The following is a 14,853-nucleotide window of genomic DNA, read 5'->3' on the forward strand; positions in this document are numbered from 1 at the left end:
TTGCGGATTAATAATCAAAAAAACCGGACAGAGATGTTCCGGTTTTTTTATTGTTGCTTAGTACACAACAATAGTATTGTTTACTAAACAACACTATTCAATACTTCTAAAACCCTTCCTTTCAAGAATTTAGTGTCTCATAAAAAAACCCCCTTAGCTTTCGCTCAGGGGATTTTTATTTATTTTCAAGTTTTCCGTACCTCTAGCTTATCACCTCTCACCTTAGTACTTTCAGAGAATCTTCACCTCCGCAAGCTGCGGTTCAGAATGACGAAAGTTTCGTACTTCCAACTTCATACTTCCTCTTTCCCACTTCTTAAGAATCTTTCTTTGCCATTCTTGTTCTCTCGTTTTCATCCAGATAGATTTTTCTCATACGGATGGATTTTGGAGTGATTTCAAGGTATTCATCCTTTTGGATGTATTCCATGGCTTCTTCCAAAGAGAATTTTTTGGCAGGAACTATTCTTACGTTGTCATCCGAACCTGAAGCACGCATGTTGGTCAGTTTCTTGCCTTTCTGCACGTTGACGACAATGTCATTGTCTCGGGAGTTTTCCCCGATAACCTGACCTGCATACAATTCGTCTCCCGGATCGACGAAAAAAGAACCCCTGTCCTGCAATTTGTCAATGGCATATGCCGTACACTGTCCGCCTTCCATAGAGATCAAAGAACCGTTGATCCGTCCCGGAATTGGGCCTTTGAATGGCTCATATGCGGTAAATCTATGGTTCATGATGGCTTCACCTTGAGTGGCTGTCAACATGTTGTTCCTTAATCCGATCAATCCTCTTGAAGGGATTCTAAACTCAAGGTGTTGTAGATCGCCTTTTGGTTCCATGATCAGGAGTTCACCTTTTCTTTGGGTAGCCATTTCGATTACTTTTCCTGCTGTAGCATCCGGAACGTCCACCACCAATGTTTCGATCGGTTCACATTTGACTCCGTCGATTTCTTTGAAGATAACTTGTGGCTGACCAACCTGAAGTTCATAGCCTTCTCTTCTCATCGTTTCAATCAGAATAGACAAGTGGAGGATACCACGGCCATAGACCAAAAATTTATCTTCGCTGTCCGTAGGCTCCACTTTCAATGCAAGGTTTTTTTCAGTTTCCTTAAAAAGTCTGTCCCTTAAGTGACGGGAAGTGACAAACTTACCTTCTTTACCAAAAAACGGAGAGTTGTTGATCGTAAAAAGCATGTTCATAGTAGGCTCGTCGATAGAGATCCGAACCAATGCTTCAGGCTTTTCGAGATCTGCTATCGTATCTCCGATTTCGAAATCCTCGATACCGGTGACTGCGCAGATATCTCCAGCGTGTACTTCAGTTACCTTAACCCTTCCAAGTCCTTCAAATACCTGCAATTCTTTTACTTTCACTTTTTTGATGACACCGTCTGCTTTGCAAAGGGACAATTGAGCGCCTTCCTTGATGGAGCCTCTTTTTACCCTACCGATAGCAATACGTCCCACAAAACTGGAATAATCCAGAGAAGTGATCTGCATCTGTAATGTTCCTTCGTCGATTTTCGGCGCAGGGATATGTTCGATGATGGCATCCAATAGAGGAAGGATAGAGTCAGTTGGGTTTTTCCAATCAGGACCCATCCAGTTTTGTTTTGCTGAACCGTATAGCGTCTGGAATTCCAGTTGCTCTTCGGTAGCGTCCAAGTTGAACATCAGGTCAAATACAGCCTCATGTACTTCATCTGGACGGCAATTTTCTTTATCGACTTTGTTGACCACCACGATCGGTGTCAATCCAAGTGCCAATGCTTTGCCCAATACAAACCTTGTCTGTGGCATCGGTCCTTCAAAAGCATCAACCAAAAGGATTACCCCATCGGCCATTTTCAGTACCCTTTCTACTTCACCACCAAAGTCAGCGTGACCGGGGGTGTCAATGATATTGATCTTGTGGTCTTTGTACCTTACGGAAACGTTTTTGGAAAGGATGGTGATTCCTCTTTCCCTTTCTAGGTCATTGCTGTCCAGGATCAGGTCGTCAAACTGTTGGTTTTCACGGAAGATTTTGGAAACGTGTATGATCTTGTCCACCAGGGTGGTTTTGCCGTGGTCAACGTGTGCGATAATCGCGATATTCCGAATATTAAGCATTGTAAAATTGAATTAGGGTGCAAAGGTAGGAATAATATTTGGTTTACTCTTGATGCACTTCAAAAAGGAAATGAAAAGTTAATGTTGGGAAGGATTAAAAGTTGGAAGGTTGTTCGGTGAGAATTGAAAGATTGGAAAATTGGGGTGTGGTTACAAAGTTGTAATGTTAAAAAGTTGGAAGATTGATCGATTAGAATTGAAAGATTGGAAGATTTTAGAATTCGGGAGTGTTGGAATTTTAAATGGTTTTAAGGTTATGATGATTGATTTAAAATATTAAACATACAGTTAAATTAAGCGTTACTTTCTTATAATAGTAGGGTCGAAGATAATATGCGTCCAAGATTTCATACTATCGAATTGTTTCAATCAAATTATCAATATTTAATATGTGTATCCGCTTTATTGCACGTAGCCAAACAATAATTTGTAAAAAGAGCCATTAAACACCCGGTGGTCACTGTAATGACGTCTGTGGACGAGTATCCGCATTGGATACAAGCTCTTATAGCCCGACGTGCTACATTGCGGATACTCATAATATTTAATCATCTCAATGAAAATAATCAAATTGCTTCTTTTACTGTTGGGATTTATCGGTTCTTTTTCATGCAAAAAAGATCAGAATATTGACTTCGAAAAAGTTTTTTTAAAAGAAGAAAGCCCGGATTTAGAGATCAATCAAGTTTTTCATAAAGTCGAATTGATGGAATTGAGTTTTGATAATGAAGGTGAATGGATAGGTTATATTGATCAATATAAAATCGCAGGAGATCATATCTTTCTATTGGATGAGTCTCAAGGTCAAAAAATAGCAAAATTCGACCTTCTTGGAAATTATGTTTCTGAAATTAATTCCGTAGGAGATTCACCTGAGGGTTTTAATAAACCTTCCCTTTTGAGTATAGATGAATCAAAGAATGAGCTGGTTATTTTTGATAGGACATTGCTCAAATTTGTTTTTTATGATATGGATTTCAATTATTTAAGATCAGAAAAGATTGATAAATATTACAGCGGTATTGCACATTCCAAAAGTGGAGACGGACTTTTGTTATTCCCTGACGATATAATCAGCGAATCGGACGGGTTTGTTCTTGTTTATAAAAATATCAATGAAAAAAATGAATCCATTTTGCATACCAAATATCAAATCATCCCTCACCTAAGTGAGAAGATATTTTATAATGATCATTCCAGCTTTTATCATCTTCCGTTTGAAGATAAAATTTTCCGTTTTGGGCCCAAGGATGGGAAATTTGTACCTCTTTTTCAGCTGATGTTAAACACAGATGAAATCCCAGAAGAATTGTTAAACGAGAATGATATCTTGGCTTTGCAAAGCCACCTGCTTGAATCCCAAAAGAATTTTGTTTCTTTTAATGGGACTGAGTTTAACGGATATTATTACCTTTTTTACCACAGAGATTTGGAAAGCTACAATTTTGTAAAAATCAATAAAACAGATTTTTCCGATAATGTCTCGGTTTCTTGGGAGGGATTGTTTCGAAATGCAAATGTTCCTGTCCCTTTTGGTTCAGGAGATGATTTTTATTATGCGGTGGATTACCTCTCCAAATCCGATTATGAAAAGGTTATTGAGCTTATGGGAATTCATCAAAAGAGTGTTGAATTTCCTGATTTTAAAGAAAAGTTGTTTTTATTTAAATTTTACCTGAGATGATTAATAAATATAAGGTAAAGTTAAAATCCGCTTTATTTTCAAGTTTTATTGTCTGTTTAGTTTCCTGTAATAAACCGATAATTCAAGAAGAAAAATTTACATACGAAGAAATCATGTTCAGTATGATTGATTCTTGGAAATTAAGTGCAGTTTTTAACGTTCATAAAATTAATGTTTACGATATTAAAAGCGCGGGTTCGTTAGACACATTTATCAAAGATGACGCATTATTTTTTCTTTTTCCCGGGGAAACATGTAATCCCTGTTTGGAACAGGAATTTCAAAAATTTTTAGATTGGGAGGGAGATTTTGGTAAATACATTTTAGGATTTGATGCCAACTCCAATTACCTAATTGAACTAAAAAGAAATCATTCTGAAATCAGGGATGTCCTTTTTATACAAAATATGGAAATTTTTAATGGTTTGGTAGCATTGTCACATATGATGTTTTACCGAAAAAAAACAGATACCTATTTGAATTATGCTGCGGTAAAATCCGATATCAATCACTTTGATTATTTAAAAAAATTTATTGAAACCTTAAATACGGAATAAAATCATGAAACTGATAGTCTTCATACTATTATGGATAATCTGTCCAATCAGTGTCGTTGCCCAAAATGCTCTAAATGGTCGTGTGGTGGATCAAAAGACAGGAAAAGGAATTGCTTATGCGACAATTGTTGCAATAGATCAAAAAAACTTAGGTGCTGTTACCGATGAGGAAGGAAACTTCAAAATACTGTTAGGCAGCGATCTTGATTCTCTAAACTTTCATATCAGTGCTTCTTCCTATTACTCTAAGAATGTTTATCTCCAAGGCAAAGAGTCACCACAATTAATTGAATTGGAGGAAAAGGTTTTGGAGTTGAATGAGGTAGTGGTCCGCCCATTGAAGGAGGGGGAAATCAATTGGTTCGAAGATTCTGAAAATTTAAAATTATTTGGTTCGAATGATGAAAATGGAAGGTTTGTGCCAATGATGATGGGTTTGGAAAGTAGTGGGGAGTTTCATGGAAATGCTTTCAAGCTGAAAGATATGGTCATGTTAAAAGAGATTGGTTTTCATTTTTTTCTTGAAGAAGGTTTCCCGGATAAACTGTACATGAGAATTTTTAGTGCTGAAGAAAAGCCTGATTTATCAAAAAACGAACCTTTGGAGAATTTGACAGAGTTGACTTCTAGAACACTTCAATTGGATCATCTCAAAAATGGTTTCAATAGTGTAGATATATCTGGGGAAAATATCGTGGCCAATCCAGGTTTTTTGATAATTGCTGTTACTGCGGATATCAATGGTGTTCCAAATCAAAAACTGACTATTTACCAACAAAAATCCTCAGGAAAAGAAGTTTTGAGGTTTTCTCTTAACCCTAAGCATTACACGATTTTCCCTTCCTACCTGCCAAAGTATATGTTGGGTTTCCGGTATGTAGAATTAGAAGAAAACAAGGGGATTTTTGGTTGGTTTAAGAGCCTATTTAAAAAATAACTTCTGGATTTGAAATTTAGGGATTGACATTTCAAGTCAAGATGTCGGACTTGTTGTTTTTAAATGACTTTTTTCCCCAACCGAAAGCGCATACTAAAGAAATGGTTTAGCGAAGTTCCTCTTTGAATAACTTGAAATTCATGAACGATGCTTGGGCTATTGCTTACGGTATAGGTTCCTTCATTTGACACCATGTTTCTTGTACCCAAAATTCCGGAGAATCTGTAGGCAAGATGAAACCTTTGGGATAATTGATAGCGTATTTCTGCACCCAATTCCGGGGCCAATGACAAACGGTTTATTACTCTACTTTCAAATTCCATCCCAATATTCGGTGCTGGCTGTGGGAAAACAGGGGTTCCCGAACCAATACTTCCTGTCCAATCTCTATTGTCAAATTGAAAGAATGTAGTTATGCCTCCCATAAGATGGAGGCTGAATTTGCCGAAACCTATCCCTGTATAATATATAGCCCGTAAGGGAATTTGTAAAGTCGCAAAACCACCTCCTCCCATGTCGCCATATCTGGTAAATGGTATAAATCCAGGCTCATTGTAGAAGGCACTTACTCCTGTGTTGAAAGTGGTTCTATAAGCTGCAATTTCAAAATCCCATCTTTCTGATTGGGCATAAGCCAGTCCAAGTCCAATTGTACCGGAAGGATAGAGGTCCCGAAACAGATATCCTTGTGGATCTGTAAAATTGGGCTTTTCATTTCTCACGCCTGCATCTATGCCGAGGGAAAATTTACTTTGGGCATTGGAAGAATCAATGCTCAAAGTGGTGATTATAATAATCAGAAGAATTTTTAACCTACCGGTATATCTCATTTTTACCATCTGATTCGGTAACTGGTTTTAACCCCGGCATAGAGTATATGGAAAGGGATAGGTCCGGTATTATACACTGCTACTCCTACATCAAAATCCCCGATCTGTTTTCCTACTTCAAGCCCATAGTTGATTTCCCTATAGGTTACGGTCCAGTTCTCGATCGATGAATCTTTAAAAACAGTAGTACTTGTGTTTAATGCAGCCCCCAATGATCCTTCGATATACCATTTTTGAATGTTTTTTCGATAGCCAACGGCTAAAGGGATTATTGTTGTATAAGATCTTTTGACATCAACAAATCGATCCGGAAAATTGCTGGGGAAATAGTGAAGCCCTGTTCGGATAATAAATCTTCCTTTCTTTTGTCTTCCGAGATAGACTTTTGTGGGAAGGGCAAAATGAATAGGGTAGGATTGGCCTGCCCTGTTAAGTGTAGGTCCCACTTCTGCTCCAAAACTGATATAGTTAAAGCCATTGGCATGCATGGGGTTAGCTTTTTTCTTGGTTTCTGAATATTCATTATCAAAGTTTTCTTCTTGTGCTGTAGCCAAAAAGCTATAGCTCAGGGCTATGAACATCAATAGTGTTTTAGTCTTCATTTTCCCACCAGTTTTCTTGTTCTTTCTTTTTTCCACCTAGGCGGTACATAATTTTGAATCCGACAAACAGAATACTGAAAGGCGCACTTCCCTGATTGTAAATCGACATCCCTATGTCGTATCTGGAAAATCTTTTTCCAAACTCTATGCCTTGGTGAAGTTCCAATGTAATGTCCTCTTCCCGGCCAATCAAAGGATCTTTGTAAGTAGTGATAATTGCATCATAGGCCAGTCCAAAACTTCCTTCCACATACCAATCACCGGTATTGTGCCTATAACCAAAGGCAAGAGGAATTGCTGTTCGGGTTAGACTTTCGATATCAAGATCCATTTTTTTTGATAAATTGGGGAAATAGTGCAATCCGGAACGCAACATCAGTTGACCTTTTTTGCCTGTTCCAAGGTAAGCTTTGACAGGAACTCCCACTTGGAAAGGAAAACCAGATCTTTGCCAATTGATAGCAGGCCCAAATTCCGCTCCAAATGAAAAGTGGCTGTTCCCTTTTTGGGCAAGCAAATGAAAACTACCTGTAATGAGGATGAGGGTAATCAGACAAATTTTGAAAATATTCAGGTTTTGCATTTATTTTAACCTGCTTTAGGTGACCACTGTAAATTTCTCTAAAAAACGTATTGGAAAACATGAACGTTTAAAGAAAAAACACAAGTAAACATTTAATATTTTGAATGTTATTATAACATCTTTTTATGCATTGCCTTTCCAAAAATGGGACGGGGTATCTCCGCGGATTGACATACCCAAATCCAATCAGCTATAGTCTGTTGTATGATTTATCAAGTGGCAAAAAATGATTGGCCAGGGTTTGGATTTACATGTTACAAAATCACAGTATTTTCGTTTTTTTCCAATACAAAGACCTACTCCTTAAAAAAGACAACGTTGGCCCATTTTTTCCTGAGTTTGGGCTCTGAATCTGAAAAAAATTCCATCCTCATGACCAATTTTTCTACATTGATTTCATGAAAACCGGTCGATAACTCAGCAATCGGAATTTGTGTTTCGTAGATGCGCTGATTTGATTTGTCCAATATCACTTTGTTCCATTTAGATATTTGGTATACTGAATCGTCAATACTGATTCTATAGAGGTCGGGGGCTTTGGATAGCTTTTGCCAGCTTAAAGTATCAAAAGTAGTCGAAAATGGGCCGTTCAGTAAATCAAGGTATTTATCGTCCTCTCCATAGTAGGCAATTCGAAGCTGGAGGAATTCTCCAGAAATTTTGTCAGAAGGAATCGTCACTCTTCCAAACCTCTGTGTTGGGTCTCTTTGGTCTTCGTAATACCAGTTTTTTTGAGGCCATTCCAATTGATTTTCGTTCAAACTTACTTCCTGAAAAAATAGGGTGAAGTTTTTAATGTCATTGATCACCAAAGGTATAGCAATCAGTATAATTAAAGCCTGATACAATTGAAATTTCCATTTACCTATATTGCTGACGTAGGTAGCCCCCATTGTACTGAAGAGATTTTGGGCTTTTGGTGTTTCCTTGTAGAATTTTTTAAAGAAAAATTGCAGTAGGGCCATTCCAAACATAGAAAGCATGAAAATAATATAGACTAAAAAAAAGCTGATGTTAAATATCTTGTAAATAGCCAATAGTAATAGGAGAAACAAAGTAATGGGAAGAAAAATAAATGCAAGATAGACGGGGATTCCAAAAAACAGGCTGCAGATTCGTTCAAGTTTCATTGTCCATTCATTCAGGTCTCCGAAAGTGATTCCCTTTAAAGTTTTGGGTAGGTTTTCGTCAATGACTCCTTTTGGGAAAGCATAGCTGACACCCAAGAGACCTGTCCAAATAAACCGCAATGCCAAATGGGTAATCAAAAAAATCATAAACACATTCAGCAAAAAGGAACTGTACACCAAAGTGAGTAGACCTCCGATATAGTTAACTCCCCAATCTTGGATGATTTTGGCCGAGAATTCATAAAGATCCTTTGGAAAAGCCAGAATAAAGGCCAAGGTCAAACCCGAAATAATTACTTCTGGATTCCAACTGTTTTTTTGAAGTTTTTTAAACCAAGAAAGATCTGTATTTTCTTTTTCCATAAGTATGAACAAAAATCAGTTTGTATTAATGAATGGTATATTGGAATCTAAATAATATGGAGCCGCAAAATAGAATAATTGATATCGTAAGTACACGAATGAAATATAAAAAAATATTTTTAACTAGATGGTTAACCTTCCCCATAAACTTTGATCAATGCCTCTGTATCTGAAATGCTTCGATCCAATACTGTGGGGAGGATAAAAATACTGATATACAGAAAGGTAAGTGCCAGCAAAATCGATCCAATGAATATTTGAGCAAAAATGCCTTCTTGTAAGTCTTGCTGTCTATATACAAAGGAATGACCCTGCATACATACAATCACGCCGAAGTTGATAACTTGAAAAACACTGTTGGAGGCAATGTATGACGCATATTTTTTGTACTTTTTATGTTTGCCCCAGTACCTGACCACCACCCAAAAGAATGAAAACAAAAGGAATACGATAACCATTAAAAGCCAAGCTTTGGAATCCTTAAGCAGAATTGATGATTGAAAAAAAAGGTAAATAAGACCAACAGGGAAGATTACCCTGTAGCTCAGGAAAATATCTTTGAGTGCAGTCCAATAGTAGCCCCAAAGTCTCTTTTGAATCATTTTCTTGTAAGACTCCTCCAATTCCGAAAAACCAAAAATCCCGAAAGAAGCGTGCACTTTTTGAAAAGCATCAGGCAAACTCAGCTTTGGATTATCTTGCATCATTACTTCTACCTTGCAGGCCACATGGTCCAAGATTTCAAATTGGACATCGATCTCTGTATAGCCCTTGTAGGAAATCAGGGTTTTGAGTTGCTCGATTTGTGGTTTATTTAACTTCATACAAAAATGGTTTGAGCTGGGTTTTATATACTAAATAAAATGCCCTTGCAGATACCAGCATCATAAATATAATAGAAACGGAAATACTGGGATGGAAATAGGTTATTCCAAAAAAACCTTCAAGACCTAAGTATTCCCTCCCTTTTGTAAGAATAATTTGCCATAAAAAGAAACTAGCCAATAACACAGACCACATGGAGTCCCGTTTTGCGCTAGCATACCTTTTGTTTTTAAAGATGATTGATTTTTCTCCCAAAGTAGCACCGGAATGATAAATCCAACTTTGAAAAACAACTGGAAATACAAACCAGAGGCTGACAAAAACACTTGTCATAATAGCTTCATTTTGAAAAAATTTTAATCCAAGGAAAGCAGCAATTACAAGAAATAGCAAGTTGATTTTAAGGTCTTGGGTTTTGGTTGAAACCAAAGACTTGATATAACATTTTAAAAATTGCCAAATGGTCAAATTGTGAAATTTTATCCTTAATCTAAAAATTTTCCACCTACTCCAATTTAATTTCTCCTGCTCCCAAAAAGCCACTACATCATCCATACCTGAGGCTTCAAATTTGCAAAGTACATGATCGAGAATTTCAAAGTACAACTCCTCCCATCGAAAAGGTCTTTCGGCAAGTTTTTCCTCTATATATTGAAAGTCAGATGCGTTCATGATCCAATCAGTTTTAAGTTTTTGAGATTTATCGAACATAAGGTTTCATACGGTCTCGGGAAACTTCAAAACTGGCGATATGAAAAAGTATCATTAAAGCGGTAAGGGTACAAATGCTGAATAAGTATGGAGGGGAAAATAAAAACATTACAAAGTTGTCATTTAAGTCTCTAGGATAAATTACAAACAGTGGAATTATCAAAAGGATGTAGGTGATTAAAGGAAATATACCCCATCCTCGAAGTGAGCGACTTCGGATTCTGGCCAAAGTTGGTTCGTCATCTATTGTTTTAAATTGATAGTTAATTTTACTTTTTGAGTAGCTAAATTTCAGTATCGAAGATTCCATTGTCTGAATTATAATTACAAAAGCAGTAATCAAATGTACCAGAACCCTTGGATTGGGTAAAAGATATGGTATCGTGAAGCTCAGAGCCAAAATCATGAATGTTGAAGGCAATCTATTCCAAGAAAACATTTCCAAAAACTTGTTTCTCAATAATTCTGGATATTCTTTTTTCAATACTTTAAGATAATTTTCGCATAATTCCTTTCGGTAATTCCAAGTGAAAGTCTCGTCCAATTCAGTTAAAACTTCCTCGATGGATTTCTCTTCTTCAATTTCCAAAGCTGTCTGATAATGGTCCAACACCTCATCCCTTACCTCTGTGTATGGGATATGTTTGGCATTGATGTGGGAATGGAGTTGCTCGATTTGGTCTAAAGAAAGTTTCATTGTTTGGCAAGTTTCAATTTTTCATAAGTAGTGCTGACCAACCTGATCCCGATGATCAGTTGCCCGGCTAAGATTCCCATAAAGGCCGGCATGAAGATTTGCTTTGGAATGGGTGAAAATTCAAGTAACAAGTCAAAAGAAAATGACATGCATACGTACAGTAAAAACATGCTATTGATGACGGACATAAACTCACTGCTATTGCGCATGGGCTTAGTGAAAATCCAATAGAAAAATGGTGCCGTATTTACAGTGATCATGACGATCAGGAAAGTTGAATATGTATGACTTGCTTCTATGGAGCCGATATGGATCAAGAAATAGGTTACACAAAATGCGAGCAAAGCCAAACCAAAATTTTCTAGATTGACCCAACCTGCAAATAACTTTTTGAATGCGGAAGAATGATGACTGATCAAAACTTGTCTTTGGAATCTGTCTAAATTCAACTTTGCAAGCTCTTGATCCAAAGTCGACTCGAAGGAAATCTCACCTTCTTCCATTTCCTGCTCGACGGCTGATGCCAAGTGGTCCACCAATTCCGATCGAATGTCTTGGTAATAAATCCCCGATTTGATGGATTCATTTATCTTTTCGATTTGGGGTTTGGAGAGTTTCATGATCCGATCAGTTTAAAGTTTTTGAGATTGATAGATCCATAAAGCGATAGGGCATAAATATTCATAAAAGTTGTATAAAAAATCATCAAGACCATTGCCCAGCTTTCAAGACCAATGTTGTTTAGAAAAATTGAAGTGAATACAAAAAAAGCGTTGAAGAAATTGAAGATCAGTACATATTTACCCAAGGCTGCTTGAAGGATTACATTTCTTGGTCTATGATAGTTTGGGTCAAGGGATAAAGAGAAGTAATTGCCTGAATGATAAAGTAAAGCCACCAATATTCCCAAGGCGGGCAGAAAGGAGAAAATCATCATAACATCCAAACTGATTAAATGGTAAATGATCAGAAGAAAGGAAGCGTAAGAAAATATACCCATCACTTTCAATACATCCAGTTTCCAAATTTTAAGGGCTTCTAACTGGGAATTTTTTAATTCCTTGGATACGGCATTCAAAAGTTCTTTTTCCAAACTCCTCACCACGGACCAACCAAATTCATCATCCAATGCTTCCCTTTTTTTGTCAAATTCACTTGCAGGAAATTGTTCCAATGAGGAAATATAGTGGTCCAAAAGCTCATCGTAGATTTCCACATAAGCAATCTGCAACCGGTTTAGCCGGTCTTTGATGGTCTGGATCTCAATATTATATAGTCTTCTTTTCATCGAATAAATGGTTTCATTCGGTCTTGGGAAACTTTAAAATTGGCAATCTGAAAGAGCACCATCACACCTGTCAAAAAGCAGATACTGTATATGTATGGAGGAGTGAAGAGATAAGCTGCAAAGCCCTCCTCAAGATTCCCTAAGTAAATCACAAATAAAGGAACCATCAAAAAAATTGCTGTAACTGCAGGGAATATTCCCCATCCCCGAAGTGGCCGGCTCTGCAATCTTGCTAATCTAGGTTTGTCGTCGACTATTCTGTAATGGTGTTTGATGGATTTTTTAGGATAGGCATATTCAATCATCAAGGATTCAATTGACATCATGATTAGGATAAAGGCATTAACCAGATGCACCAATTTCTTTGGGTCGGGAAACAGATAAGGAATGGATAAACCCAAAGAAAAAATAATCAGCGTTAAGGGTAACCTTCGCCACTCAAACATTTCTAAAAACTTCCTCCTGATTAAGGAGGGATATTCGGATCTCAATCCTTTGATATAATTATCAGCCACTTCTTTACAATAGGAAATTGTAAAAGTTTTATCGAGCTCAGCCAAAACCTCCTCCATGGGTCTTTCCTGTTCCATCTCCAAAGCTGTCTGATAATGGTCCAAGACCTCGTCCCTTACCTCAGTGAATGGAATCTGTTTGGCATTGATGCGGTAATGGAGTTCTTTAATTTGTTGCTCATTCAGTTTCATATCAGGGATTTTTTGGATTTGATTTTCCAGACTTCCATCAGGGAAATCACATAAATGAAAAGAAGGATTGAAAATGTAGCGGCTATCTGCGGGGCAATGTTTGAAAGTACCTTTACCTCAAACATGAGGTCCGCAAACCAAACAAGGGAATATGCCATAACTACAGGCAAATACATCCTTTCAGAAAAGGGATAAAATAAAGAAGATTGCAATGGACTTGTCTGACTGATGCTTTCCTTGATTTTTTTGATTCTGCTGCTTGATTTGAATAAGAAATAAATATGGAAAACCGTAAGTATCAGCAACGGCGTAACCATCAATATTGCTCCTTCTTTTTCGTTTTTCACATTCGAACCCAAGTAAAAAGCAATCATCATAAATCCCAGCACGTAAAGAATTCTCGATAAACAAAAATTCTTCTTGACTACTTTCCACTGGAGGGCACCGATTTCTTTGCGGATTTCTTTGTTGAATTTTGCCTGCAAGGCATGGCAATATCCATAAGTGAATTTTTCCTCCAGTTCTGCCAATTGATCATCAAAATCAACTTCTCCAAATTCCTGCAGGTGGCTGACATAATGGTCATAGACTTCCATGAGGATTTCAGCCGAAGAGATTTCTTTTCGGACGATGGAGTTTTTGATGGCTTGCAATTCTATGGCAGTCAGGTTTCGCATTTCTCTTCGGACAACCTTTGAGGTCTTCAAGACCTCGAAGGTTTATTTAATCATGGATAATTTTTTTACCTCGGAAAGGCTGAATTTTTACTTAAACCTTCGAGGTTCCAAAAACCTCAAAGGTTACATTTTCAATCAATCAACCTTCGAGGTTCCAAAAACCTCAAAGGTTTAAGTATCTTTTGGGTTTTTTTTTCAAACCTCGATGGATTAGGATGTCATAGCCAATTTTTTCATTGATAGCATTTGGATTCATAAAGAAACCTTCGAGGTTCCAAAAACCTCAAAGGATTCGGTTTTTAGATTCACTTTTTCATTCAAAACATTGAGTTTCTCAAACAAACCTTCGAGGTTCCAAAAACCTCAAAGGTTAAATTTTCAATCAATCAACCTTCGAGGTTCCAAAAACCTCAAAGGTTTAAGTATCCTTTGAGGTTTTTTTTCAAACCTCGAAGGATTTGGTTTTTAGATTCACTTTTTCATTCAAAACATTGGGTTTCTCAAACAAACCTTCGAGGTTCCAAAAACCTCAAAGGTGTTGTATCCTTTGAGGTTTCTTTTCAAACCTCGAAGGATTCGGTTTTTAGATTCACTTGGATTCATAAAGAAACCTTCGAGGTTCCAAAAACCTCAAAGGTTTAAGTATCCTTTGAGGTTTTTTTTCAAACCTCGAAGGATTTGGTATTTAGATTCACTTTTTTCATTCACAACATTGGGTTTCTCAAACAAACCTTCGAGGTTCCAAAAACCTCAAAGGTTATGTCAATCCCGGATTCCAAGTGGGATTCAGGATCCTTTGGAGGTTTTCTACAAATCCCTGCAACTCTACAATTTTGTTGTCCACTTCCTTTTGACCGTCTTTGGTTAGGCTATAGTATTTCCTGACACGGTTATCGACCTGCTCGATTTCGGTCGTCAGCAATCCTTCTGCCTCCAGCTTGTGCAAGGCAGGGTAGAGGGCACCTTCCGTAATTTTGATTTCCCCGGCGGTCAGTTCCTTGACTTTTTGGGTAATTTCATAACCGTACATCCTTTCATTTTCCTCGAGCAGTTTGAGGATTATGGTTTGTAGACTTCCTTTGATCAGGTTATTGTTTGACATGTGAGTATCGCATCCAGAATATAAAACGAATATAAAAGAAA

General features: G+C 37.3%; 16 protein-coding genes. 3 read left to right on the top strand and 13 right to left on the bottom strand.

The window, feature by feature from the left end; genetic code table 11:
- Positions 1 to 316: 316 nt before the first annotated feature.
- The gene (gene typA / locus MMU07_RS07140) at positions 317 to 2,122 is read right to left on the bottom strand and encodes a translational GTPase TypA (protein ID WP_241125164.1); all 1,806 of its coding nucleotides are present in this window, start codon (positions 2,120 to 2,122) and stop codon (positions 317 to 319) included.
- A 556-nt stretch (positions 2,123 to 2,678) separates the two neighbouring features.
- Here typA and MMU07_RS07145 point away from each other — a divergent pair.
- From MMU07_RS07145 to MMU07_RS07155, 3 genes are read left to right on the top strand one after another with little or no spacing between them, the layout of a single operon-like run.
- Positions 2,679 to 3,806: a 6-bladed beta-propeller gene (locus MMU07_RS07145; RefSeq protein ID WP_241125165.1), complete on the top strand. Its 1,128-nt coding sequence runs from the start codon at positions 2,679 to 2,681 to the stop codon at positions 3,804 to 3,806.
- The gene (locus MMU07_RS07150) at positions 3,803 to 4,363 is read left to right on the top strand and encodes a hypothetical protein (RefSeq protein ID WP_241125166.1); all 561 of its coding nucleotides are present in this window, start codon (positions 3,803 to 3,805) and stop codon (positions 4,361 to 4,363) included. Before MMU07_RS07145 ends, MMU07_RS07150 begins: the two co-directional genes overlap by 4 nt.
- A gap of 4 nt (positions 4,364 to 4,367) precedes the next feature.
- The gene (locus tag MMU07_RS07155) at positions 4,368 to 5,300 is read left to right on the top strand and encodes a carboxypeptidase-like regulatory domain-containing protein (protein WP_241125167.1); all 933 of its coding nucleotides are present in this window, start codon (positions 4,368 to 4,370) and stop codon (positions 5,298 to 5,300) included.
- Positions 5,301 to 5,359: 59 nt separating this feature from the next.
- Here the strand turns inward: MMU07_RS07155 and MMU07_RS07160 are convergent, their stop codons facing one another.
- The 12 genes from MMU07_RS07160 to MMU07_RS07215 form a co-directional block, all read right to left on the bottom strand.
- Positions 5,360 to 6,139 carry a hypothetical protein gene (locus tag MMU07_RS07160; protein WP_241125168.1) on the bottom strand — a complete coding sequence of 260 codons (780 nt, stop codon included), beginning with the start codon at positions 6,137 to 6,139 and terminating at the stop codon, positions 5,360 to 5,362.
- On the bottom strand, positions 6,133 to 6,732 hold the full coding sequence (locus MMU07_RS07165; RefSeq protein ID WP_241125169.1) for a hypothetical protein: 600 nt from the start codon (positions 6,730 to 6,732) through the stop codon (positions 6,133 to 6,135). Before MMU07_RS07165 ends, MMU07_RS07160 begins: the two co-directional genes overlap by 7 nt.
- A complete protein-coding gene (locus tag MMU07_RS07170; protein WP_241125170.1) occupies positions 6,722 to 7,315 on the bottom strand; it encodes a hypothetical protein in 594 nt (197 codons plus the stop codon). Before MMU07_RS07170 ends, MMU07_RS07165 begins: the two co-directional genes overlap by 11 nt.
- 296 nt (positions 7,316 to 7,611) lie before the next feature.
- Positions 7,612 to 8,808 (bottom strand): hypothetical protein, encoded by a 1,197-nt coding sequence (locus MMU07_RS07175; RefSeq protein WP_241125171.1) that lies wholly within the window; start codon positions 8,806 to 8,808, stop codon positions 7,612 to 7,614.
- 131 nt (positions 8,809 to 8,939) lie between these two features.
- On the bottom strand, positions 8,940 to 9,632 hold the full coding sequence (locus MMU07_RS07180) for a hypothetical protein (RefSeq protein WP_241125172.1): 693 nt from the start codon (positions 9,630 to 9,632) through the stop codon (positions 8,940 to 8,942).
- Positions 9,619 to 10,188, bottom strand: a complete 570-nt coding sequence (locus tag MMU07_RS07185) for a hypothetical protein (protein ID WP_241125173.1) — start codon at positions 10,186 to 10,188, stop codon at positions 9,619 to 9,621. Before MMU07_RS07185 ends, MMU07_RS07180 begins: the two co-directional genes overlap by 14 nt.
- Before the next feature lie 145 nt (positions 10,189 to 10,333).
- A complete protein-coding gene (locus tag MMU07_RS07190) occupies positions 10,334 to 11,041 on the bottom strand; it encodes a hypothetical protein (protein WP_241125174.1) in 708 nt (235 codons plus the stop codon).
- On the bottom strand, positions 11,038 to 11,661 hold the full coding sequence (locus MMU07_RS07195; RefSeq protein ID WP_241125175.1) for a hypothetical protein: 624 nt from the start codon (positions 11,659 to 11,661) through the stop codon (positions 11,038 to 11,040). The genes MMU07_RS07190 and MMU07_RS07195 overlap by 4 nt, the downstream gene beginning before the upstream one ends.
- Entirely contained in the window at positions 11,658 to 12,329 is a 672-nt protein-coding gene (locus tag MMU07_RS07200; RefSeq protein ID WP_241125176.1) for a hypothetical protein, read from the bottom strand. The genes MMU07_RS07195 and MMU07_RS07200 overlap by 4 nt, the downstream gene beginning before the upstream one ends.
- Positions 12,326 to 13,033, bottom strand: a complete 708-nt coding sequence (locus tag MMU07_RS07205; protein WP_241125177.1) for a hypothetical protein — start codon at positions 13,031 to 13,033, stop codon at positions 12,326 to 12,328. Before MMU07_RS07205 ends, MMU07_RS07200 begins: the two co-directional genes overlap by 4 nt.
- A complete protein-coding gene (locus MMU07_RS07210; RefSeq protein WP_241125178.1) occupies positions 13,030 to 13,740 on the bottom strand; it encodes a hypothetical protein in 711 nt (236 codons plus the stop codon). The genes MMU07_RS07205 and MMU07_RS07210 overlap by 4 nt, the downstream gene beginning before the upstream one ends.
- A 727-nt stretch (positions 13,741 to 14,467) precedes the next feature.
- A complete protein-coding gene (locus MMU07_RS07215; protein ID WP_241125179.1) occupies positions 14,468 to 14,812 on the bottom strand; it encodes a PadR family transcriptional regulator in 345 nt (114 codons plus the stop codon).
- Between the last annotated feature and the right edge of the window lie 41 nt (positions 14,813 to 14,853).

Source organism: Cognataquiflexum nitidum (genome assembly GCF_022538055.1).
Classification (GTDB): domain Bacteria; phylum Bacteroidota; class Bacteroidia; order Cytophagales; family Cyclobacteriaceae; genus Cognataquiflexum; species Cognataquiflexum nitidum.

Bases quoted from the DNA above. Each gene is read 5' to 3' on its own strand.
- typA (WP_241125164.1), bottom strand. From the start codon at position 2,122: ATGCTTAATATTCGGAATATCGCGATTATCGCACACGTTGACCACGGC.
- MMU07_RS07145 (WP_241125165.1), top strand. From the start codon at position 2,679: ATGAAAATAATCAAATTGCTTCTTTTACTGTTGGGATTTATCGGTTCT.
- MMU07_RS07150 (WP_241125166.1), top strand. From the start codon at position 3,803: ATGATTAATAAATATAAGGTAAAGTTAAAATCCGCTTTATTTTCAAGT.
- MMU07_RS07155 (WP_241125167.1), top strand. From the start codon at position 4,368: ATGAAACTGATAGTCTTCATACTATTATGGATAATCTGTCCAATCAGT.
- MMU07_RS07160 (WP_241125168.1), bottom strand. From the start codon at position 6,139: ATGGTAAAAATGAGATATACCGGTAGGTTAAAAATTCTTCTGATTATT.
- MMU07_RS07165 (WP_241125169.1), bottom strand. From the start codon at position 6,732: ATGAAGACTAAAACACTATTGATGTTCATAGCCCTGAGCTATAGCTTT.
- MMU07_RS07170 (WP_241125170.1), bottom strand. From the start codon at position 7,315: ATGCAAAACCTGAATATTTTCAAAATTTGTCTGATTACCCTCATCCTC.
- MMU07_RS07175 (WP_241125171.1), bottom strand. From the start codon at position 8,808: ATGGAAAAAGAAAATACAGATCTTTCTTGGTTTAAAAAACTTCAAAAA.
- MMU07_RS07180 (WP_241125172.1), bottom strand. From the start codon at position 9,632: ATGAAGTTAAATAAACCACAAATCGAGCAACTCAAAACCCTGATTTCC.
- MMU07_RS07185 (WP_241125173.1), bottom strand. From the start codon at position 10,188: ATGGATGATGTAGTGGCTTTTTGGGAGCAGGAGAAATTAAATTGGAGT.
- MMU07_RS07190 (WP_241125174.1), bottom strand. From the start codon at position 11,041: ATGAAACTTTCTTTAGACCAAATCGAGCAACTCCATTCCCACATCAAT.
- MMU07_RS07195 (WP_241125175.1), bottom strand. From the start codon at position 11,661: ATGAAACTCTCCAAACCCCAAATCGAAAAGATAAATGAATCCATCAAA.
- MMU07_RS07200 (WP_241125176.1), bottom strand. From the start codon at position 12,329: ATGAAAAGAAGACTATATAATATTGAGATCCAGACCATCAAAGACCGG.
- MMU07_RS07205 (WP_241125177.1), bottom strand. From the start codon at position 13,033: ATGAAACTGAATGAGCAACAAATTAAAGAACTCCATTACCGCATCAAT.
- MMU07_RS07215 (WP_241125179.1), bottom strand. From the start codon at position 14,812: ATGTCAAACAATAACCTGATCAAAGGAAGTCTACAAACCATAATCCTC.